Source organism: Variovorax boronicumulans NBRC 103145 (assembly GCF_001591345.1).
In the GTDB taxonomy this organism is placed as follows: Bacteria; Pseudomonadota; Gammaproteobacteria; order Burkholderiales; family Burkholderiaceae_C; genus Variovorax; species Variovorax boronicumulans.
On sequence record NZ_BCUS01000038.1, the window covers coordinates 1 to 23,441 of the forward strand.

The window sequence follows — 23,441 nt, forward strand, 5'->3', positions numbered from 1 at the left end:
GGTCGCCGCGCCGCGCCCGGCACCTGCCGCGCCCGCCCCGCGCGCGGGTGGCGGCAATCCATTTGACGCACTCAAGTAATTGTCCGATTTTTGAATTGGTTTTTAAACCAATGTATTAACGAATGGGCGTGCGATCTGGAAATGGGTCGTACAACTTTTTAATTCGTTTCTCAGTCCTATTGCGAAGGTATTGAAGCTTATGGCGACCAAAAGACAGAGCGTGCAGAAGCGTCTCCAAAAAGTGCGCCCGCCGCGCGTGCAACTCACGTACGACGTGGAACTCGGTGACGCCATCGAGAAAAAGGAATTGCCTTTCGTCGTCGGCGTGATCGCCGACCTGGCGGGCCAGTCCGAGGTCGAGCAGCCCAAGCTCAAGGACCGCAAGTTCGTCAACATCGACCGCGACAACATGGACGACGTCATGAAGGGCGTGGCCCCGCGTGCCGCCTTCCAGGTGCCGAACAAGCTGGACGGACGCGGCGGCAGCTTCGGTGTCGACCTCACCTTCAACTCGATGGACGCCTTCTCGCCCGAAGCCGTCGTCGAGCAGATCGAGCCGCTCAAGCGCCTGCTCGACGCGCGCACCAAGCTGGCCGACCTGCGCAACAAGATGGCCGGCAACAGCAAGCTCGAAGACCTGCTGGCCGACGTGCTGAACAACACCGAGCAACTCCAGCGCCTGGGACAAGGCGTTGGCAAGAAGGACGAAAGCTGAACATGACTGCGCAAGCACTATCGGCATCGAGCGGTGCCGCTTCGTCCGAGGCCTCGGTCGACCTGCTCGACCAGATCGTCGAGAAGAGCAAGGTCGCCAAGTCCGACGTGGAGCACACGCGCACCAAGGACCTCATCGGCGAACTCGTCAGCCAGGTCCTCGAAGGCTCGGTGATCGTCTCCGACAACGTGTCGGCCATGATCGACGCGCGCGTGGCCGACCTGGACGCGCTCATCTCCGCCCAGCTCAGCGCCGTGATGCACGCGCCCGAGTTCCAGAAGCTGGAGAGCACCTGGCGCGGCCTGGAGTACCTGGTCAAGGAAACGCCGACCGGCACGATGCTCAAGATCAAGGTCATCAACGCCACCAAGCGCGACCTGATCCGCGACTTCAAGGCCGCCGTCGAGTTCGACCAGAGCGCGATGTTCAAGAAGGTCTACGAAGAAGAGTTCGGCACCTTCGGCGGTGCGCCGTTCGGCGCGCTGGTGGGCGACTTCGACGTCACGCGCCAGCCCGAAGACATGTACTTCCTGGACCAGATGGCGCACGTGGCGGCCGCCGCGCACGCGCCCTTCATCGGCGCGGCCTCGCCCGAACTGCTGGGCCTGGAGAGCTTTGCCGACCTGGGCAAGCCGCGCGACATGGCCAAGGTGTTCGACACCGTCGAGTACGCCAAGTGGAAGTCGTTCCGCGATTCGGAAGACTCGCGCTACGTCGGCCTCACGTTGCCGCGCTTCCTCGGGCGCCTGCCCTACCACCCGCGCGAAGGCACGGTGGTCGACAGTTTCAACTTCGTCGAAGACGTCGACGGCACCGACCACGCCAAGTACCTCTGGTGCAACGCCGCCTGGGCCTTCGCCACGCGCCTGACGGCCGCGTTCGACGACTTCGGCTGGTGCGCGGCCATCCGCGGCGTGGAAGGTGGTGGCCTGGTCGAAGACCTGCCCACGCACACCTTCAAGACCGACGAAGGCGAGATCGCCCTGAAGTGCCCGACCGAGATCGCCATCACCGACCGGCGCGAAAAAGAGCTCAGCGACCTGGGCTTCATTCCGCTCGTGCACTGCAAGAACTCCGACTACGCGGCGTTCTTCGGCGCGCAGTCGCTGCAGAAGGCCAAGAAGTACAACACCGACAGCGCCAACGCCAACGCGGTGCTCTCGGCGCAGCTGCAGTACATCTTCTCGGTGTCCCGCATCGCGCACTACCTCAAGGCCATGATGCGCGACAAGATCGGCAGCTTTGCCTCGGCGCACAACGTCGAACAGTTCCTGAACCGCTGGATCGCGCAGTACGTGCTGCTCGACGACAACGCGACGCAGGAACAGAAAGCCCAGTTCCCGCTGCGCGAAGCCGCCATCCAGGTCGGCGAAGTGCCCGGGCGGCCCGGCGTGTACCGCGCGGTCGCGTTCCTGCGCCCGCACTTCCAGCTGGATGAACTGTCTATTTCACTGCGCTTGGTCGCCGATCTGCCGAAGTCAGTGAATAAGTAAGGAGGCAGATCGGGTGCGCGGCCGAGGGGCCGTGCTGCAACACGTTAACTGTCAGTAATCAATCAATCAAGAAGGGGAAGAAACATGAAAGATATCTACGTCAAGTTCGGCAGCCCGGCCATCAACGGCGAGTCGCAGGACAAGGACCACAAGGACTGGATCGAAGTCAGCTCGTGGCAGCACAGCATCGTGCAACCGCGCTCGGCCACCGCGTCGACCGCCGGCGGCCACACCGCCGAGCGCTGCGAGCACGGCGAGATGATCTTCACGAAGGACATGGACGTCGTCAGCCCGCTGCTGTACCAGCACGCGTCGGGCGGCACCACCTTCGACGAAGTCACGGTGCAGTTCTACCGTGCCGACGGCGAAGGCAAGCGTGTGCAGTACATGGAGATCAAGCTCAAGTACGTGCTGATCGCCAGCGTGAACCCGAAGGTCGTGAGCACCGACGTGGCCAGCGTGCCGAGCGAGACCTTCTCGCTGAAGTACGCCGCCGTGCAGTGGAAGTACACGCAGCAGAAGATCGGCGGCAACCAGGGCGGCAACTCGCAAGGCGCCTGGAGCCTCACGAAGAACGACAAGACCTACTCGGTCTGACGCCAGTCGGGCAATGACGACCGCGGCGCAGGCCGCGGTTTCTTTTTGGCGCCGCGCCCCTCGCGCGGCGCCCTGCCCGTTGTCCGACGCGAGAGACAGGGAGTGACCCATGACAGGATTCGAACCGGGCCTGCTCGACAAGCTGTTCGATGACGACTGGCGCGGGCCGGCCTCGCCGGTGCTGCGGCACTTGTCGCTTGACGAGGTCAAGAACGTGGTCGCACGCGACCTCGAATCCCTGCTCAACACGCGCATGGTCTTCGACGACGCCAAGCTCCAGGCCTACCCCGAGTGCCGGCGTTCCGTCATGACCTACGGCCTGAGCGATTTCTCGGGCCTGAGCCTGGCCAGCCACTACGACCGTTCGTTCATCTGCCGCTCGCTGGAGCAGGCCATCGCCCGCCACGAGTCGCGCCTGCGCGATGTCTCGGTGTCGCTCGAGGTCGACGGCCAGGCCAGCACCCACATGCTCTATTTCGGAATCACCGCGCTGCTCGTGCTGCCAGAGCTGGCCGAGCCGGTGAACTTCGACGCCATGCTGCAGCCCACGACGCTGCAGTACTCCATCACCCGCGGCACCGGCAAGAGCCGGTACGCCTAGCGCCACGCCGGAACCCGACGCCCACCATGGACGAGTTGCTGCCCTTCTACGAACGCGAGCTGGCCTTCCTGCGCGGCTACTCGCAGGAGTTCGCCAAGGGCTACCCGAAGATCGCCGCGCGCCTGGCCATCTCGGCCGACGCCAGCGAAGACCCGCACGTCGAACGCATGATCCAGTCGTTCGCGCTGCTCACGGCCCGCATCAGCAAGAAGCTCGACGACGACTACCCCGAGCTCACCGAAGCGCTGCTCGAGGTGATGTACCCGCACTACCTGCGGCCCTTTCCGTCGTGCTCCATCGCGCAGTTCGACGCCGGCGGCGCGGCGCTCGCCAAGCTCAGCAAGCCCGTCACCATCGCGCGCGGCACCGAGCTCACCTCTCAGCCGGTGCGCGGCGGCGCCTGCCGCTTTCGCAGCGTGTACGACGTCACGCTGGCGGCGGTGCAGGTGTCGAACGTGGTCTACCACTCGGTGGTCAACGCGCCTGCGCAGGCCTCGCTGCCGCGCAACGCCACGGGCTGCCTGTCGGTCACGCTCGAGGCTGCCGGCGAGCAGAAGTCGCTCGGCACCCTGGCGCTCACGCTGGCGCGCCTGCGCACCTTCATCGACGCCGAGCCTTCGCTGGCCACGGCGCTGGCCGATGCCATCTTTTTGAAGACGGCCGCCGTCTTCGTGGAGCCCGAGCGCAGCGGCAAGTGGACGCTGGTGCAGGGCGAGGCGCTGCACCCCGTCGGCTTCGACGAGGCCGATGCGCTCATCGAACTGCCGGCGCGCTCGCACCCGGCCTACCGCCTCTTGAGCGAGTACTTCGCATTCCCCGAGAAGTTCAACTTCGTCGACATCGACCTGGCGAACGCGCTGCGCCACATCGGCTCGTGCCGCTCGATCACGCTGCACCTGGTGATGACCGGCGTGCGCGCCGATTCGCCCACGGCGCGGCTGCTCGAGGGCGTGTCCAGCCGCAACCTGCGCCTGGGCTGCACGCCCGTCATCAACCTCTTCAAGCAGCGCAGCGACCCGATCCGGGTCACGCATGCCGCCGCCGCCTACCCGGTGGTGGCCGACGCGCGTCGCGCCTTCGGCTTCGAGGTCTACAGCATCGACTCGGTCAAGCTCGTGAAGCAGACCGCCGAGGGCGACGCCTACATCGAGTTCCGGCCCTTCTACTCGCTGCACCACGGCGAGCATCCGAAGGAGGCCGAGCACTACTGGTTTGCGCGGCGCAACGAACTCGTGGCGCAGCGCAGCCCGGGCTACGAGACCGAGCTTTCGATCGTCGACATCGACTTCCAGCCCTCGCTGCCGCAGACCGAAACGCTGAGCATCGACCTCACCTGCACCAACCGCGACCTGCCGCATTCGCTGGCCTTCGGCCTGCCCGGCGGCGACCTGTTCATCGAGGGCAACTCGGTGGCGCGCTCGATCCGCATGCTGCGCCGCCCGACGCAGACGCTGCGCATGCCGCGCGGCAAGGGTGTGCAGTGGCGGCTGGTGTCGCACCTGTCGCTCAACCACCTGTCGCTGGCCACCAGCGGGCTGCCGGCGTTGAAGGAAATGCTGCGGCTGTACGACCTGGGCCGCTCGGCCGTGTCGGCGCGGCAGATCGAGGCCATCACCGCGATCGAGCAGCAGGCCACCACCCAGTGGCTGCCGGGCAAGCCCTTCGCGACCTTCGTGCGCGGCATCGAGCTCAAGCTCACGGTCGACGAGACCGGCTTCGTGGGCAGCAGCCTGCAGGCCTTTGCCCGCGTGATGGACCATTTCTTCGGTCTCTATGTGCACCTGAACAGCTTCACCCAGCTGGTGATCGTTTCGGCGCGCGACAAGGAGGAGCTGGTGCGATGCAAGCCCCGCAGCGGCGAATCGATCCTCCTGTAGCCGAAAGGCTGCTGCGCGAACCCTACCGCTTCGAGTTTTTCCAGGCGGTGCGGCTGATCGAGCTCATGCTGCTCAAACGGCAGGAGCGCGACGTGCACCAGCGCCTGGTGCCCGGCGAGCGCATGGTGCCGCGCTGGGTGCGCTTTCGCAGCTCCACGAGCCTGAACTTTCCGCCCAGCGAGATCGAGGCGCTGGCGGTGCGCGACGCCGTGGGCGAGCTGATGTCGGGCGCGCAGCTGTGCGAGCCGCCGCTGCCGCATGAGGACGAGCACGGCCTGGGCCGCATCGAACTCACGCCCGCGTCTTTCGGCATGCTGGGCGTGTCGGGCGCCTTGCCCATCGTCTACACCGAGATGCTGATGCGCCGCGAGCAGCATCTGCGCGACAGCTCGGCGCGCGCCTTTCTGGACGTGTTCAGCAACCGCGCCGCCGCGCTCTTCTATGCGGCCTGGCGCAAGTACCGCCTGCCGCTGCACTACGAGCACGAGCGCAGCCGCGCCTACCTGCCGGTGCTGCTGTCGATGGCCGGGCTGGAGCACACGGCGCAGCGCGATCCGCTGACCGACGGCACGGGCACCGTGTTCGACGAGACCGTGGCCGGCTACGCCGCCGCGGTGCGCCACCGGCCGATGTCGGCGGCGTACCTGCAGCGCGTGCTGTCCGACTACTTCCGCAGCCACATCCGCATCGAGCAGTTCCTGGGCAAGTGGTACGACATGCCCGTGCAGCAGCGCTCCAGGCTGGGCGAGGGCAACGTGAGCCTGGGCCAGAACGCGATGGCGGGCGAGCGCATCTGGCAGCGCGACCTGCGCATTCGTCTGTGGATCGGCCCGCTCAAGCGCAGCGCGCTGCGCGAGTTCTTTCCGGGCCGCGCGCATGCGAAGGCGCTCGAAAAGATGCTGGCGCTGCTGGCCGGCGTGACCTGCGAATACGAAGTGCGCCTGATCCTGGCGCGCGAAGAAGTGGCCGCCGTGCAGCTCAGCGACAGCGGCGGCAGCCACCTCGGCTGGGACAGCTTCATCACCACCCGCGAGGCCGAGGGCGACCGCAGCGACACGCAGTACGAGCTTCAGCCCCTGCAATGACCCTTTCAACGAACACGACCGACAGAAGAACACCACCGCTCATGAGCACCTCGCTGAAGACACTGATCACCAAGCTCAACGCCAGCGCCCGCATGGCCACGCAGCGCGCCGCCAACCTGTGCCTGGCCCACGGCCACTACGAGGTCGACCTGGAGCACCTGTTCCTGGCGCTGCTGGAGCAGACCGACAACGACCTCGCCCGCGTGCTGCGCGCCAACCGCATCAGCGCCACCGCGATCCAGTCGGACCTGGAGCGCGAGATCCAGACCTTCAAGAACGGCAACACGCGCACGCCGGTGTTCTCGCAGCACCTGCAGCAGCTGTTCCAGCAGGCATGGCTGCTCGCCTCGCTCGATGCGCACGCGGCGCAGATCCGCTCGGGCCACCTGCTGCTTGCGCTGCTGACCCAGCCCGACCTCGCGCAGCTGGCGCAGCGCGGCTCGCCGTTGTTCGCGAAGATCCGCCTCGAAGACCTGAAGCACGACTTCGACAAGCTCACCGACGGGTCGAGCGAAGCGGCCGAGGCCGGCGCCTCGGGCGCGGCCACCGAAGGCGACGCGCAGCAAGCGCCGGCCGACCCGCTGGCCGCGGGCGTGCCCGGCAAGACACCCGCGCTCGACCAGTTCACCACCAACCTCACGCAGCGCGCGAAGGACGGCGCGCTCGACCCGGTCATCGGCCGCGACACCGAGATCCGCCAGGTCATCGACATCCTGATGCGCCGGCGCCAGAACAACCCCATCCTCACGGGCGAAGCCGGCGTCGGCAAGACGGCCGTGGTCGAAGGGCTGGCACTGCGCATCGCCGCGCAGGACGTGCCCGAATCGCTGCGCGCCGTGGCGCTGCACACGCTGGACATGGGCCTGCTGCAGGCCGGCGCGAGCGTGAAAGGCGAGTTCGAGAATCGCCTGAAGAACGTGATCGCCGAAGTCAAGAAGAGCCCGCACCCGATCGTGCTCTTCATCGACGAGGCCCACACCATGATCGGCGCGGGCGGCCAGGCCGGGCAGAGCGATGCGGCCAACCTGCTCAAGCCGGCGCTCGCGCGCGGCGAGCTGCGCACCATCGCCGCCACCACCTGGGGTGAGTACAAGAAATACTTCGAGAAGGACGCGGCGCTCGCGCGGCGCTTCCAGGTCGTGAAGGTCGAGGAGCCCAGCGAGACGCTGGCCGCCGCCATGCTGCGCGGCATGGTGCCGCTGATGGAGAAGCACTTCAACATCCGCGTGCTCGACGAAGCCATCACCGAGGCCGTGCGCCTGTCGCACCGCTACATCAGCGGACGCCAGCTGCCCGACAAGGCGGTGAGCGTGCTCGACACGGCCTGCGCGAAAGTGGCGCTGGGTCAAAGCGCGACGCCGGCGCTGATCGAAGAGGCGAACCGCGGCCTCGAACGCATCGAGGCCGAGAGCGCAGCGCTGGTGCGCGACACCGCGGCCGGCGGACGCCATGAAGCGCGCCTGGCCGAATTGGCGGAAAAGAAGAGCGCACTGCAGGCCGAGCTGGCCGCGAGCCAGCAGCGCCTGGCCGAAGAGAACGCGCTGGTCGAACGCATCCGCGCGCTGCGTGCGCAACGCGACGAGTCGGCCGCGCAGCCTGAGGCCGCACCCGCCGTGGCGGAGAAAGCACCGGCCCGCGCCGCCAGCCGCAAGAAGACGGCTGCCGCCGCAGACCCCGCGCGCGACGAACTCGACGCCCTGCTCGCCGAACTGCGCGCACTGCAAGGCACCACGCCGATGGTGCCGCTGCAGGTCGACGGCCACGTCGTCGCCGAGATCGTCTCCGCCTGGACCGGCGTGCCGCTGGGGCGCATGGTCAAGGACGAGATCAAGACCGTGCGCAGCCTCGACACCCTGCTGGCCGAGCGCGTCATCGGCCAGGACCACGCACTCGCCGCCGTGGCCCAGCGCGTGCGCACCGCGAGCGCGCGCCTGGAAGACCCCAACAAGCCGCGCGGTGTGTTCATGTTCGTCGGCCCTTCGGGCGTCGGCAAGACCGAGACCGCGCTGGCGCTGGCCGACATCCTGTACGGCGGCGAGAAGAAGCTCATCATCATCAACATGAGCGAGTACCAGGAGGCGCACAGCGTCTCGGGCCTGAAGGGTTCGCCGCCCGGCTACGTGGGCTATGGCGAAGGCGGCGTGCTCACCGAGGCCGTGCGCCGCCAGCCCTACAGCGTGGTGCTGCTCGACGAGGTCGAGAAGGCCCACCCCGACGTGCTCGAGATGTTCTTCCAGGTGTTCGACAAGGGCATGATGGACGACGCCGAGGGCCGCGAGATCGACTTCCGCAACACGCTGATCATCCTCACGTCGAACATCGGTTCGTCGCAGATCATGCAGGCCTGCCTCAACAAGGCCGATGAAGAACGCCCCGCGCCCGACGCCCTGGCCGACGCGCTGCGCCCCGTGCTCATGAAGGCCTTCAAGCCGGCCTTTCTCGGTCGCATGAAGGTGGCGCCGTTCTATCCGATCACCGATGCGGTGCTGGAGCAGATCATTGCGCTCAAGCTCGGGCGCATCCGCGACCGCATCGCGACCAACCACAAGGCCGTGTTCGAGTGGGACGACGCGCTGGTCGAGGCCGTGCTGGCGCGCTGCACCGAGGTCGACTCGGGCGCGCGCAACGTCGACCACATCCTCAACGGCACCTTGCTGCCCGAGATCGCCGAGGCCGTGCTCACGCGCATGGCCGACGAGACGCCGCTGGCCAAGATCAAGGCCAGCTGCGGAAAGGGCGGCGAGTTCCGCTACCGGATCACCTAGGCACAGCAGCCGCGCGTGCCCACGGGAGAACAAAAACAATGACGACGACCTTCACATCGGCCTCGCTCGGCGGGCTCATGCGCGCGGGCACCACGCAGCGCGATCGCCTGCTGGTGCTGCACACGCCGCTGGGCGAGGACAAGCTGCTGGCCGAGCGCCTGGACGGCGTGGAGTGCATCGACGGCGGCGGCTTTCGCTTCGAACTCACCGCGCTGAGCGACGACGCGCACATCGAACTCAAGACCCTCATCGGCCAGGGCGTGCGGCTCGATCTGCAGACTGCGCAAAGCCGCACCGAGCTGCGCCCCTTCCATGGCCATGTGAGCGAGGCCGAGTGCGTGTCGAGCAATGGCGGCATGGCGCGTTACCGGCTCGTCATCGAACCGTGGATAGCCTTCCTGCGGTATCGCCAGGACAGCTGCCTGTTCCAGCACCAGAACGTGTTCGACATCGTCGACGCCGTGTTCGGTCGCTACCAGAGCCAGGGCCAGCTCGCGCCCCAGTGGCGCTGGGAGATCGCCCAGCGCGACATCTATCCTGTGCGCGGCATCACCACCCAGTACCAGGAAAGCGACTTCGACTTCGTCGCGCGCCTGCTGGCTGAAGAGGGCCTGTGCTACTGGTTCGAACACGCCACGGGCAAGGACGGTGCGCTGGGCAATCACACGCTCGTCATCGCCGACCACAACGGCGCCTTCCGCGCCAATGCCCAGCCCACCATTCGTTTCCACCGCGCCGATGCGAGCGAGCGTGAGGACACCATCCAGCAGTGGCGCGGCCATCGCCAGCTGCAGACCAACAGCCTCGCGCAGCAAAGCTGGGACTACAAGAGCGTGAACGCACGCCCCGTGCAACAGCAAAGCCGCGCCGCGGGCCAGCGCACCCTGCACTGGAGCGACGACCCCGGCGCCTACGGCTGGGAGACCTCCGCGCAGGGCGAGCGCCTGCTCGCCAACGCCCTGCAGGCGCTGGAGCTGCGCAACAAGCGCTTCGAAGGCCGCAGCGCCGTGCGCACCCTCGCGCCCGCCACCACCTTCACCCTGAGCGGGCACGAGCAGCACGACAAGGACAGCGAGCAGGACCGCCGCTTCGCCGTGCTCGCCGTGCGCCACATCGCGCGCAACAACTTCGACGAAGACCTGAAGACCGGCATCGGCGAGCGGCTGGGCCTGCCCGACATCGCCACCGTGTTCGACAGCGGCAACGGCGACACGACCGCAGACGCCGTCACCCACTACCGCAACGAGTTCACCACCGTGCGTGCGGCCATTCCCTACCGGCCGCTGAGCCTGGACGGCCACGGCCAGCGCATCCACCCCAAGCCCAGCGTGCACGGCAGCCAGAGCGCCATCGTCATCGGCGTGGGCGGTGGTGATGCGCCGGTGCATACCGACCGCGACCACCGCATCAAGGTGCAGTTCCACTGGCAGCGCGGCAGCGCGTCGAGCGCGCGCCAGTCGCGCACTGACGGCCAGGACAACGCACCTGCCGCCGATCGCCTGGGCGCCTGGGTGCGCGTGGCCGCCAGCGCCGCCGGCGACAACTGGGGCCAGATGAGTTTGCCGCGCGTGGGGCAGGAAGTGCTGGTGGAGTTCCACCATGGCGACATCGACCGCCCCGTGGTCGTCGCCGCGCTGTACAACGGCGCCGGCCAGGTCGACGCGCAGCACAACCAGAAACCCGCGGGCGCCGCCCAGTCCACCGGCAACGCGCCGGCGTGGTTCGCCGGCGAAGGCAAGGGCGCCAAGGAGCACGCGCACAACGCCGTCTTCAGCGGCATCAAGACCCAGGAACTGAGCGCCAGCCAGAGCGGCGACGGGGGCTACAACCAGCTCGTCTTCGACGACACCCCCGGCCAGGGCAGCACCAGCCTGGCCACCACCCAGGCCAGCAGCCGCCTGCACCTGGGCCACCACAAGCAGCAGGACGACAACGCGCGCGGCAAGGGCCGCGGCCACGGCGCCGAACTGGCCACCACCGCGCAAGGCGCCATCCGCGCCGGCGCGGGCCTGCTCGTGAGCGCCTATGCCCAGCCGAACGCCAAAGGCGCGTTCATGGCCAGCCGCGAAGCACAGCAGCAGACGAAACAGGCCGAAGAACTTGCAACGTCACTCGCCCAGAGTGCGCAGACGCAGAAGGCGCAGATCAAGGGTGAAGGCGCTCCGGGCGAGCTGCCGGCGATTGCCGCGCTGAAGCATGTGGCTGAAGTGCTGGAGGCGAAGCAGGAGGGCGGCGCTGCGGCATCAAGCAACGGATCGGGCGGCGGCGACATCAAGGCCACAGAAGGCGGCCACGGCAGCGTCACCGCGTACAGCGAGCCGCACCTGCAGTTCAGCGCGCCCATGGGCATCGGCTTCGTCACGCCGAAGGAGGTGATCGCCGTGAGCGGGCAGCACACCGCGATCGTCGCGAGCCAGGATGTCGACCTGCCCGCGCAGGGGCAGATCGCCCTGAGCGTGGCCAAGGGGGTGAGCCTGTACACGGTGGGCGCGAAGGCCGGAGAAGGCGGCGAGCCGAACCAGGAGCGCGGCATCGCGCTGCATGCGGCCAGCGGCAAGGTGAGCCTGCAGAGCCAGACCGGCGCTACGAAGATCGCGGCGGACAAGAAGGTGACGATCGCCAGCACGGCGAAGGACGTGGCCGTGGAGGCGCCGAAACACGTGCTGCTGACCAGCGCGGGGGCGTACATCAGGCTGGAAGGATCGAGCATCAAGATCCATGCGCCGGGGAAGGTGACGTTCAGGGGGATGCACAACTTCGTGGGGCCGCAAGGGGACAGCAGCAGCAACTCGCTCTCCGGCAGTGACCTGCAACCCTGTCCCAAACAAGACGACGCCGCGGCCAGCGGCGCCGTCGCCTTGTGAGGCAGCCACCCATGTTTGAACGCCTTGCCAGGCAACTGGGTGAATCATTGCAGGAGGACGAGACGCTCTCGGCCTACGTGCTGATCGACCCGATGCTGCGCGAGCCCTTTCCCGCCGAGTGGCTGGAAGCGGAGTCGCGCCAGACATGGCCTGTCCCCGTTCACCATCCGCTGCTCAAGGACAGGCAACTTCCCCGCCTGATCCATCTGCATCCGCATGACACGCGGCTGCTCGAAGCCAGCTTGGCACAGGCAGCAGATGAACAGGCCGATCCAGACTCCGAGCGCATGCAGGGGTTCGCGATCGGCGGATGGCTGCTGACTGCCGCGCCAGTGGACGCGCTGGTTCGCCACCTTGCACGCGTCATGCAAGGTGGGTTCTGGGGGCAACGCAGTTCGCAGCTCATCCGCTGGGCCGATCGCAGGGTCATGCAGTGGATGTGGCCTGTGCTCACGCCGCCGCAGCAGGCGAGCCTTCTCGGCCCGGTGCAACGCTGGTACAGCCTCGACAGGTGCACGCAGCTGGTGCTTTTCCAGTCCGATGCCAGTCCAGACCCGGCGTCGGCCCGGTTCAGCACGGCGCAATGGAACCATGCGCTCAAGAGCGAAACGGTGCACGACCTCCTGCGGGGCTGGCAGCGCTTTGCCGGCGTGCTGCCGGCCGACCACCTGCAGCAGGCGTCGCGGGCCGCAGATGCGGTCATTGCCACAGGCGTGGTCAATCGACAGGACCGGGTCCTGCTGGGCGCCTACGTCCTGCAGATCCACCCCGAGCTGACGACGCACCCGATCGTGCGCACGGCCATCGCGCGTGCCATCGGAGGCGATGCATCGCTCGCCGAGGCGCTCGACGACATCCCTGACCCTCAAGGCTGGGACGCCATCCGGGCCGAGCTCGACCCGGCGTTCGCTCGGGCCTCCATCCAACAGACTGCACAGGGAGAACACCTTGGCTAGCACCATGGCCCTCAATTCCTACTCGGCGGCGGCGAACAAGGCGGCCGCCAACACGCCCGCCTGCGCGACAGGAGGTTGCCCGGCCTGCGAGAAAGCCGGCCTCCCGGTGCTTCTGGTGCGTCCTGGTGTGGCCGACAAGGCGTATGCCGAGAACGCGGCGCGCAGCGGAACGACCCGGGTGCTGATGGATTCCAAGATCCCGGTGCCGCAACTGCCAACGTCGGGGCATGTCGCCAGAACGCTGCGCCCCGGTTATGTCATTGCCTACTACGAGAAGTCGCACACCCCGACCCTGAAGAGCCAACGCGGCTGGGAAGCCTTCAAGGTGCATGAAGGTGGCTACCTCACCCCGCACCCTCTCGAAGGCTCGGCCTCGGGCAAGGACGAAGAGGCCTTTTCCTGCAGTCGCACCGCCGCGTACGCCAGCGCGATGCTGTTCGTGATCCAGGACGCCAAGAACGCCGGCAAGGTCTGGGTGGCCTACAGCGACCATCTCTGGAGCCCGGAGGTTCGGCATCTGTACGGGAACGACAAGACGCTGCGTCGCAAGCGAATGACCAAGATCGATGCGCCCGACGCATCGTGCAGTCAATCCCTGCCGTTGACCGACAAGCTGGTGCAGACTGCGGTGGCCGACTACGACCCCAGCCGCCCTGCGTCGGCGCTTCGCGGCAACCCGTTTGCACCGCTGCCCGGTTCCGGAAAGCCGGGCGTGGCCCACACGCGCCCGGAAACGGCCGGCACCCTGCATACGGAGGCCCAGCGAATCCTGGCCGCCGGCAACCAGGCCAGCAAGAAGAAGCCCTACTCGCCCAACGACGTCATGATCGTCGGCCTGATCGACCCGATCGGCGCGACCGCGGAAACCGCCCAGCGTCGCATCACCCTGTGCAACGATGCCGCCGAATGGGTCATCACGCAGACGTCCGGCTACCAGAAGCTGCAAACGGCGCTGACCATCGAAGGGCTTCTCAAGCGGGCCGACGAGCAGGCGCAGGCGCGCAAGGCGCCATTGACCGATCCGCAGTACGCCGGCCTGAATGGCAAGGAGGTCGGCGAAAAGGAGTTCAAGGACATGAAGGCGGCAGGAAAGCTCCCGCCCGAAGCCACCCTGGAGCCCAAGTACGAATACAACCCCTACGACATCAATGGCGATGGCCGCACCCGCGTGTATGGGCGCGGCATCATCAGCTTCCCCAGCGCCTCGCAGATCGACCGGCAGGCCACCAGCCTGAAAGAAGACATTCTGGACGGGGTCACGGGGGGCAAGCGCAAACCCGCCCACCGCACCTTCCTGGGCAGCTACCAGACCAAGATCAAGGAAGACCGCCAACGCCTCGAACGTCTGGAGCTGGACTACCAGGTCTGGCTGCAGTCCGAGCAACGCAAGCTGATCACCGGCTTCGACTTCGACGAGGCGACACCCAGTGACGGCATCTTCTACGCCGCCGCGGTGGGCATGTGCACCCATGGCGGGCCGATCACCGACAAGGGCACCGAGTGGTTCAAGGACTTCCTGCTCAAGGACCCCAACGACAAGGAGGCATTGCTGGTGCGGTCGTTGCTGGGCAACCAGAAGTCGGCTTTCGAGAGTTTCCAGGAGGCCTTCAAACCCACCAAGGTCCACAAGGAAATCAAGAACCTCTTCAAGCTGATCGAGGAAATCGAGAAAGCGGTCGCCGCCGGCACGCCCTTGCCGGCCGGCGACAAGGCGTTGCTGCGTGCCGTGCCCGAGATACGCTGGCTCGCCCAGCAATTGCCGCTGCTGAAGAACCTGGCGTCCACCTATGGCCATCTGACCCTGACCGTCGTGGGCGCCACCTCCATGGCGCTGGACAAGCTCCAGCAACTGCCGGCGCCGCTGCGCGACAAGTTGCAGGCACTGACCGAATCGATCACCAACACGCTGGGCAAGGCCGCGGGCGTGACCGTGCACAAATTCAGCATCTCGCTGGACAAGGCGGCCGCCTACTGGCGCCAGCAGATGGGGCTGGTGCGGGGCCTGGCGCAGCGCGCTGCCGATGCGGCAGACAGCAAGCAGGTCAAGAGCCTGGTCCTGGGCGGCGCCATGTGGTTCAACGTCGGCGGCAGGCCGGGCACGGCCAACGCGCTGATCGACGTCTACGTCGCCGTGCGCCAGGGTGCCGCCGCCGCGCCGGGGGCGGTGGATGCGGCCACTGCGGCCGGGGCCAAGGCCGGCTCGGACGCGCGGGCAGCGGCCGGTGCGTCGGCCGACGCCGTGGCCGATTTCGCTCGCCGGGTCGGCAAGACGGGCTCGGACGTCATGCGCGAGAGCATGGCCGTATTCAAGCAGGGCAGTGCGACGTTTTCCGCGGCCGGCGCGCTGCTGCAGGTGCTGTCCATCAGCAAGACCTGGCACACGCTCGAGACGGGTACGCAGGAAGAGCGCACCTACGCCAGCATCACCTTGCTGACGACGGGGCTGGGCGTGACCGGCGCGCTGCTGGAAATCAGCGAGGCGTACGCGAAGCAACTCGGCAAGACGGCGTCGGCGCTGGGATTGAAATTGGTGGCGGGGAGCGCGTCGGCGATATCGCTTCTATTCGACGCTGTGAGTGCCTTCTTGCGGCACAGAAATGAAAAAGAAAAAGGAGATTCCGATGCATCGGCCCTGTACCTTGCCCAAAGCCTGTTCTTTGTCGGTGCAGCCATCGCCGGTGGAATGTACGTGGCCGGAACTGCAGGCTGGATCACGGGAACCGTGGCGGCCGGTTGGGGCTTGTCCTGGACGGGGTGGGGATTGCTGCTTCTCGGGCTGGGCTTGATTGCGGGTTTCATCGCCATGTTGCTGAACGATGCGCCCACTGTCGAATGGGTGAAGCGAAGCATCTGGGGCGAAGCCAGTGACAAGTGGGGAAATCTGCAGAGGGAACAGAATGAACTCAACAAGGTCTTGCTGGGTGTTCGCGTCGATTTCTATGCGGGAATCAAGACGACTTTGCAAGGACGCTCGGTTGGCATGGCCCCGATCCTGGTGAACGTTCCCACGGACACATACGAAGCATGGACGCGCCTGTTCATCCCGGTTCAGTTGCGTGAGCTGGTGAAATACGAACTCGGGTTTGAAGTGACTGGCACGCCGGATCAGCGCAAGCAGTGGAAATTGAACGCGCAGGACAAGATCGTCGAAGGGCCGAAGACCAAGATATTTCCGCTGGAAATCAACGATGAATCGATCACTCGACGGGTGGAAATGAGCCGCGACGCGATGAGCGGCATCAAGGGCAATGTGAGGATCTGGGATGCACCTGAAGGAGGCGAGCTCATTGTCGATGAGTCACTCGCCAAGTGACAGATCATGAGCCGTGAAAACAATCCGGACTACGACATTCGGCTGCCGCAATGGAATGCGCCCGACCCGCAGTTTGAGTTCGTCGAGAAAGTCCAGAAGAAGAGCCTGCTGGGAGGAAAGTCTCCCTGGCGCATCGCCTCGCGTGAAAAGCGCGAGCCCGTGCATGGGAAGGCGAGTTCGTGCGATTCCTTGTTGGGCATTCATCCGAACGCCATCGTTGTGGGCGCACCGGCAGGAACGACCGAAATCACATTCATGATGGGGCTGTACGCAGTCCTCGTCGGATTCGCTGCCTGCATGTTCGGATGGGGCGCGTTCGAATCCATCATGGATCTGGATTCAAGCAGGTCGGACTACGTTCTGAACTTGTTGATGTCCATGGTTTCGACGATGGCCGCGCTCTTCTTTCTGGTCGCGGCCATCTTTTTCTTCAGAGTCGGATTCCTTACGCCCCGCGATTTGCCGGTTCTCTTCAATCGCAAGACCAGGGAGGTTTCGTTCTTCACCGTCGTTCCGATGAAGTTCTGGAAGGTCTGGCAGCGCGCAGGCGTTGGCGAAGTCAAGACCTGCCGCTGGGACGACGCCTATGCGCGGAGCTACCAACTCACCGAGATCACGGGCGAAGCGGCGCGCTCTTCCTATCTGCTGGCGCTGCTGTGGGGCGACCCCAGGCAACCCAGGCAATGCCAGGAGATCGTGACCATTGGCTACAAGGGCTGGTGGGAGGATGAATTGCTCTGGCGCCTGTATGAGCACATTCGACGCTACATGGAAGAAGGCGGCCCGCCGATCCAGGCGGGCGAGAGCCTGCGGCGCTCGGGGACGGGCAAGTTGCCGCAATTCCCGCCAGAGGTCATCGCCGCCGCTGGCGGGTTGGCCTTGAGCGAAGAAGAGGTGCGTCGTTTGGCAGGCATTCGCGAATGACGGACGCCTGCCATTCGAGACAGTCCTTTCATGTCCCAGATCAGTGGAGGCAACGACAGCCATGACATCCGCCGACCGTATTCCCGCGCCATGCGGCGCCCGCGACCTGTGACGAGATTTGCGCTGCTTGCTGCGGGTGCCGTGGCACTCCTCGTCGCATCGGCGGTGGCCTATCGCGGCTATAGGGTGAACACGAGCACCTCAGATACATCCACCGCGGTATCGAGCGATGAGAGCCGCGCCCAGGGACGGCTGTTGGCGAAGCTTCGTTTCGATGCGCCGTCTTTTGGCGATTGCTCGGTCCATGACGCGTGGCTGGAAAAGTCCTCCACGTTCGTGACGCGCAGCTGGTTCGGAATCCGTCTTGGAAATGAAACCATTCCGACAGCCGCCATCCATGTGGTCCTCAACATTCCCACGGATCCATTCCGGTCTGCGGAAAGCTTGAGCTTCGACGAGACGAATCCGACCGCCTCCGACTTGGGGCTGACAGGCTCGTTCACTCAGACCGTCACGATCAATGCAAGGCGCTACCGGCTGTTCGGATCGAACACCGTGTTTCCGCCGCCTGCGGTCATGACATTCAGCTGTGGCACAGCAAACGCACATGCAACGTTGGCGAACTAGGATTTTTCCGGTCCACGCGATGGCGATCGGCCAGCCCCTGAACCGACAGGGCGGGAAGATCGCGCGCGGCCATGCATCGAACGAAGACCGGCACGACCGGCACTGACACCAGGGAGGTGGATATCCATGTCATCAGACACATCAAGCAGCTTCATGCCGACGCCATGGAGGCTCGAAGGCCTGAACGTCGCGCGGCTGTCGGAGCAGGCGCGGCTCATCAAGCTGCAGCTGCCCGCGTCGGCACCGCAGAACGCCGTCGTCGTCGAGCGCTTCACCGGCACCGAAGGCCTCAACGAGCTCTTCGACTTCACCATTGACACCCTCGCCACCTCGAGCGAGTTCGACCCGTTCGCGCTGATCGGCGAAGAGCTGAGCCTGCGCCTGCTGTTGGCCAACGGCAGCTTTCGCACCTGGCACGGCTACCTCACGGCCGTCGATGCGCTGGGCGGTGACGGCGGCCTGGCGCGCTACCGGCTGCACCTGCAGCCCTGGCTCGCCGCGCTCGGTCTGCGCCGCGACAGCTTCGTGTACGCCGCCAAGCACGTGCAGGACATCGTCAGCGAAGTGTTCGCGGATCACACGACCGCAAGTTTCAGCTTCGAAGTCACGCAGGAGATGCCCGTGCGGCCCACCTGCGTGCAGTACCGCGAGTCGGACCTGGCCTTCGTGCTGCGCCTGCTGGCGGAAGAAGGGCTGAGCTTTCGCTTCGAGCATGAGCAGCAGTCGACCGGTGGCGGGAGTGGCAACACCACGCCTTCGCATCACCGCCTGGTGATCTTCGATCGCGCGGCAACCCCGCCCGACTGCGCCCTTTCTCAGGTCCGCTTCCACCGCGTCGACGCCACCGAAGCGACCGACGCCATCACCGCCTGGAGCAGCCGGCGCCAGGTCGCCACCAACGCCGTCATGCGCAACGCCTGGGATGCCAGCGTGCTGCAGGCCCCCACCGGCGCGGTGCAGAGCGCGCTGGCCATGGGCGAGGTGCCCGTGCTGGAGCACTACGACGGCGCCGGCGCACAGCGCTATGCCGACAGCGCCACCGCCGCCCGCCGCGCCGAGCAACAGCTGGTGGCCTTCGAATCGCGCGTCAAGCGCTACGGCGCCGCAGGCAGCGTGCGACAGCTCGGTGCCGGCGAGCGCTTCACGCTCACGCAGCACGACCGCTACGACGGCCGCAAATTCCTCGCACTGCGCGTGCGCCACGAAGCGGCCAACAACCTCGGCGCACAGGCAGCGCAGGTGCTCGAGGCCGGCGAACTCGAGAAGGGCAGCTACCGCAACAGCTTCGAGGCCCAGCCGGCCGAGGCACAGGTCGTGCCGCTGTGGCGCCCCAAGCCCACAGCCCCCGAGGCCATGGTCGCGCTGGTGGTCGGCGGCGATGACGACGAGGCGCCGACCGCCGTCCACACGCAGCGCGACCATCGTGTGCAGGTGCGCTTCCATTGGCAGACCCAGCGTGCGGGCCAGCAGCAATCGACGGGCAGCGGACAAGGCAGCCTCGTCGCCGCCGGTCGCCACGCGAGCAATCGCCAGTCCGTCTGGCTGCGCGTGGCTGCACCCGTTGCAGGCCCGAACTGGGGCGCCCACCACCTGCCGCGCGTGGGTTCCGAAGTGCTCGTGTCCTTCATCGAAGGCGACATCGACCGACCGGTGGTCGCTCAGCAGCTCTACAACGGACAGGACCTGCCGCCTTGGTCAGCCGGAACCGACTCGTCAGCCAACCATGCCGGTGTGCTCTCGGGCTGGCACAGCCGCGCGCTCGATGGCAGCGGCTACAACCAGTGGATCGCCGACGACGCGCCCGGCCAGGTGCGCACCCGCCTGGCCAGCTCGCACGCCGCGAGCCAGCTGAACCTGGGTCACCTCAACGCCCAGTCGCCCGACGAGAGCAGCCGCGGCGCCTGGCGCGGCAGCGGCGCCGAGCTGCGCTCCGACGCCTGGGTCGCCACGCGCGCCGGCGAGGGCTTGCTGATCTCCACGCTGGCCCAGGAACGGGCAACGGGCAGTGTGCAGGACACCAACAGCGTGCGCGGCCAGCTCGCGGGCGCGCTGCGCGAGGCGCAGAAGCTGTCCGATGCGGCTGGCGGCGCGAAGGCGCTGGCGTTGAGCGCCACGGCGCTGCTGCAGCCGCTGATTGACGACATCGATCCGCAGAAGAACGGGCACTATCCCGGCAGCGTCAACGGGCAGGATGCGCGCGAGCCGAAAGGTGGAGAAGGCGCAGGTTCACGAGAAGGACAAGACCCCGTGCCCGCCTTCGCCCGGCCGCTCATGGTGCTCGATGCGGCCATGAGCCTGAACATGGCCACGCCTGCGAGCGCGACTGTGTACGCGGGCGAGGCGATCCACTGGACTGCGCAGGCGCAGGCCCACATCGCGGCGGGCAAGACCGTGAGCTTTGCGGCCGCCAAGTCCGTGGGGCTGTACAGCCACGAAGGCGGTATCCAGGTCATCGCGCAAGACGGACCGGTGAGCGTGCAGGCGCACACCGACGAACTCGAATGGCTGGCCAAGGAAGGCTTCACGGTCACCAGCAGCAATGACGAGATCCACGTGCTGGCGCAGCAGAAGGTCACGCTCAAGGGTGGGCAGACGAGCATCGAGCTGGATGGGGCGAACATCACCTTGAAGATGCCGGGGCTGCTGGACATCAAGGGGACGAGCAAGAGCTTTGTGGGGCCGGGGCGGGGTTCGGTGGAGTTGCCGCAACTACCGTCCGACGCGATGGACCTCAAGAACTGGATTGCACTCACCTATCACTATGCCGATCTGGACCCCGTCGCAGGCGCCAAGTACACCGCGACCTTCTCCGATGGTTCTGTTCGCAGCGGCAACTTGGACGCACAGGGGCATACCCGGATGGAGAACGTGCCACCGGGTCCGGTCAAGGTGAAATACGAGGAGGTGAAGACGATCGACCCCTCCGTGCATTCCAAAGACAAGGCACAAGCGGACGTCTCGGCATGGCGCAGCGCGCTCACGGCGGCGTTCGCGGATCAAGTTGAACAGGGAGTCAAAAAATGAGCGGCGACAGAGGTGAGTTGGTCAGTCTCGAAGACGCGCATGCGCACACCTACCTGAGCGACGCGTTCGATTGGGTGCGGGACCTGGCGGCCAAGGGCGCGCGCAGCGCTGCGGACACCGTGGACGACTGGACGATCGAACTCGACAAGCTGAACTTCAATGGCTCCGACGCGTTGAAAAGCTACCTGCGCGAGCAAGGCAACTGGGTCTCCGACCTGTTCGCTGAAATACTCAGCCTTGTCGAACTGATCAATCCGCTGACCATCGGCAAGCAGATCGCCATCTGGATTCTGGAGGACTTCCGCGACGTGTTGCGCGCCCTGGCGTTGCTGGTCGACTCCAAGGACGACACGGCAGAGGAAACCAAGGGTGCCCTGGTGGAGCTGGGCATGGCCGCTGCCGCCTTGTGCATCCCCTACGTGGGACGGGCCGGCAAGGTGATCTACCGGATGCTGCCGAAGTTCGCCAACATGCGTTTTGCCGTTGCCGCGCTGGAGACGGGTGAAGGCGCGGCGATGCTGCGGTTCCTGGGTACCGGCGACACCCTGGGATACCTCAAGGGACTGAACTTTCCGTCCTACGCGGGCAAGATCAATTCGCTGCTGCGCCAGATATTCGACAAGATCGGGGCTGCGGTGGGGCGCTATCTGCCCAAGATGTCCAAGGTGATCAGCGAGTGGTACGCCAAGATCAGTGGTTGGGTGACGAGCGCTCTCAAGCAGGTCCAAATCTGGGTGGCTGCAGCCGTTGCCAAGCTCCAGCATGTGGTCTACAACGCCGCGACCAACATCACGAACCCCAAGGTGCTGGACAAGATTCCCGACAAGTTGCTCGACTGGATGTACGCGCAGATCAACGGCAACTTGTGCGAGAGCTGCGTGGACAATTACTTCATCAACTTCATGGGCTACTCGCGTCTTTTCCCAGCGCCAAACACATCCAAGCGCGACACCAGCGCGTTCTTCGGCTCGGATCAGGGTATCGATGGCCTCTTCGAAAAAGAGCCCAGTGTGGTGACCGGTGGAACCTTGCTGCCACCGCACTACAACGGCATCCCCAACAGCCTGGGCTGGATATTGGACGAACTCGATGTGGAGATACCTGGGGAGCAGATTGCGAAGGCGGCCGTCAGCCGCAGCATCAAGCCCTTCGGCGATATCGATTCAGATTTCAACCCGGTGACGGGCAAGCCTGCCACGTTCCCGCGCTTTGTGGTGATGGAGGCCAAGTTCGGCTATCACGTCAAGTCGGGCAACAAGCTTCAGGACATTGAATGGAAGAACAAGCTGGGGACGACGACGACGGGGGTGAAGCAGATGAGTCGAACGTGGATCGATCAACGTCTGCGAACTACCGTTTTTCCGCCGGATCCGACCACTGGGAGAGTGCCGCAAAAGCTCAGCGACATCCAGAAAATTGGCTACCTTCGCTGGCTTTATGGATGCCAACCCGCCAATGCCAAAAACAGCAAGAAGGCGAGAGCGCGCGGCGGAAGGCGGATGCAGGGATTGGCATTTTTTCCGCCTTATGCATTGCGTGGGTACGACATCGACAAAATGAAATGGAACGTCTAGAAAATGGCTGACTTCTATTCGAATCGGCGCGAGCGCTTCTTAAACGAGGAGCCTTATCTACTCCTTGTGAACGCAACCCGAGAAAACGTCGCCGAGCTTGAGGGCTATCTAAAAAATGATCTGGCCTCCGCGGATGAGAATGCATGGTCCCGTTGGCATAGCTTCATGGCAGGCGCCAAGTTTTCGTTGCTCATTGGTCAGTACTCGGCCGGACGCCCCGTCACGGAGGTCGCAACGGCGTACCCTCCCATGCTCCGAACCATCGAAGCTCAGTGTCTTCCGAATTCGACCTATCAGACTGAACCGCTCTATCTCGAGGAACTCGACGGCTACCACTACGCCATGACCTTGCTGTCGTTGGCCAAGCTGCTGCGCCACGACGACCTCGTTCCACGCGTGGCCGCACTGTTCGATGTGGCCCGGTCCGAAAATAGAGGAAAGGATGCTTTGTACGAAACGCTGCTTGGAAAGCTCGGCTTGCCGACAGTTCCTGCGAAGGGCATGTTGCGTTTTCTCAAAGCCCATCCACTTCTGTTGAAGGCCATTGAGGCGCCCCCCCAAAAACGCCCTCTATTCATCGCGGAGTTCCTAAGGAAGTGGTACTCCGCAATGAAGGGAACCTACTGGCATGGCCTGCACGACAAGGTACCGCAGAGCTTCTTCGGCTACTGGGCCTTCGAGGCCGGGCTGGTGACCTACCTCTGGGATATCGACGACAGCAGCTACCGAGACCTGCCGTTCTATCCCAAGGACCTGGTTGACTATGCACGCACGCATGGCGCGGTCGCATCGTCTGACACCAGCGCTTCCCTTTCAGCACAAGACGGCCCTCCGGTCTCCACACGAGGTGGAGAGCCTTGCCCACTGGCCGGCTGGTGGTTCACGCCAGCCAAGGCGGGCAGCCGACGCTACTTCAAGGCGGACGAGGTCATGCCCGTCATCGAGGGCAGCAGCTACGGCGCAACCTTCTGGCAATGGAGTGCGGATCAAACGGCGCCCAAGCTCTGAGACTCAAGTCAAATGCGC

General features: G+C 65.5%; 15 protein-coding genes. All 15 read left to right on the top strand.

Annotated elements, in window-relative coordinates:
* The first annotated feature begins 199 nt into the window (after positions 1-199).
* The 15 genes from tssB to VBO01S_RS13310 all read left to right on the top strand — a co-directional run bounded on the left by tssB (position 200) and on the right by VBO01S_RS13310 (position 23,423).
* On the top strand, positions 200-715 hold the full coding sequence (gene tssB, locus VBO01S_RS13245; RefSeq protein ID WP_062474762.1) for a type VI secretion system contractile sheath small subunit: 516 nt from the start codon (positions 200-202) through the stop codon (positions 713-715).
* A gap of 2 nt (positions 716-717) precedes the next feature.
* Positions 718-2,208, top strand: a complete 1,491-nt coding sequence (gene tssC / locus VBO01S_RS13250) for a type VI secretion system contractile sheath large subunit (RefSeq protein WP_062474765.1) — start codon at positions 718-720, stop codon at positions 2,206-2,208.
* A gap of 84 nt (positions 2,209-2,292) precedes the next feature.
* Positions 2,293-2,805 (top strand): Hcp family type VI secretion system effector, encoded by a 513-nt coding sequence (locus tag VBO01S_RS13255; protein ID WP_062474768.1) that lies wholly within the window; start codon positions 2,293-2,295, stop codon positions 2,803-2,805.
* 109 nt (positions 2,806-2,914) lie between these two features.
* Positions 2,915-3,406 carry a type VI secretion system baseplate subunit TssE gene (gene tssE / locus VBO01S_RS13260; protein ID WP_062474770.1) on the top strand — a complete coding sequence of 164 codons (492 nt, stop codon included), beginning with the start codon at positions 2,915-2,917 and terminating at the stop codon, positions 3,404-3,406.
* Positions 3,407-3,432: 26 nt separating this feature from the next.
* Positions 3,433-5,283 (top strand): type VI secretion system baseplate subunit TssF, encoded by a 1,851-nt coding sequence (gene tssF / locus VBO01S_RS13265; RefSeq protein WP_062474773.1) that lies wholly within the window; start codon positions 3,433-3,435, stop codon positions 5,281-5,283.
* A complete protein-coding gene (gene tssG, locus VBO01S_RS13270) occupies positions 5,247-6,368 on the top strand; it encodes a type VI secretion system baseplate subunit TssG (RefSeq protein WP_062474776.1) in 1,122 nt (373 codons plus the stop codon). The genes tssF and tssG overlap by 37 nt, the downstream gene beginning before the upstream one ends.
* 41 nt (positions 6,369-6,409) lie before the next feature.
* Positions 6,410-9,133 (top strand): type VI secretion system ATPase TssH, encoded by a 2,724-nt coding sequence (tssH, locus tag VBO01S_RS13275; protein WP_062474778.1) that lies wholly within the window; start codon positions 6,410-6,412, stop codon positions 9,131-9,133.
* 38 nt (positions 9,134-9,171) lie between these two features.
* Positions 9,172-11,997 (top strand): type VI secretion system Vgr family protein, encoded by a 2,826-nt coding sequence (locus VBO01S_RS13280; protein WP_062474782.1) that lies wholly within the window; start codon positions 9,172-9,174, stop codon positions 11,995-11,997.
* A gap of 11 nt (positions 11,998-12,008) precedes the next feature.
* Complete coding sequence (locus VBO01S_RS13285; RefSeq protein ID WP_082818124.1) at positions 12,009-12,953, top strand: DUF4123 domain-containing protein; 945 nt, start codon at positions 12,009-12,011, stop codon at positions 12,951-12,953.
* 4 nt (positions 12,954-12,957) lie between these two features.
* Positions 12,958-16,266, top strand: a complete 3,309-nt coding sequence (locus VBO01S_RS13290; protein WP_157627363.1) for a T6SS effector BTH_I2691 family protein — start codon at positions 12,958-12,960, stop codon at positions 16,264-16,266.
* A gap of 6 nt (positions 16,267-16,272) precedes the next feature.
* Complete coding sequence (locus VBO01S_RS33225) at positions 16,273-17,190, top strand: DUF6708 domain-containing protein (protein WP_255221115.1); 918 nt, start codon at positions 16,273-16,275, stop codon at positions 17,188-17,190.
* A gap of 30 nt (positions 17,191-17,220) precedes the next feature.
* Entirely contained in the window at positions 17,221-17,817 is a 597-nt protein-coding gene (locus VBO01S_RS32405) for a hypothetical protein (RefSeq protein ID WP_157627364.1), read from the top strand.
* Positions 17,818-17,970: 153 nt separating this feature from the next.
* Positions 17,971-20,841 carry a type VI secretion system Vgr family protein gene (locus VBO01S_RS13300; RefSeq protein WP_062474788.1) on the top strand — a complete coding sequence of 957 codons (2,871 nt, stop codon included), beginning with the start codon at positions 17,971-17,973 and terminating at the stop codon, positions 20,839-20,841.
* Positions 20,838-22,415 (top strand): hypothetical protein, encoded by a 1,578-nt coding sequence (locus tag VBO01S_RS13305; protein WP_062474792.1) that lies wholly within the window; start codon positions 20,838-20,840, stop codon positions 22,413-22,415. Before VBO01S_RS13300 ends, VBO01S_RS13305 begins: the two co-directional genes overlap by 4 nt.
* Before the next feature lie 3 nt (positions 22,416-22,418).
* A complete protein-coding gene (locus VBO01S_RS13310) occupies positions 22,419-23,423 on the top strand; it encodes a PoNe immunity protein domain-containing protein (protein WP_062474795.1) in 1,005 nt (334 codons plus the stop codon).
* Positions 23,424-23,441 lie beyond the last annotated feature (18 nt).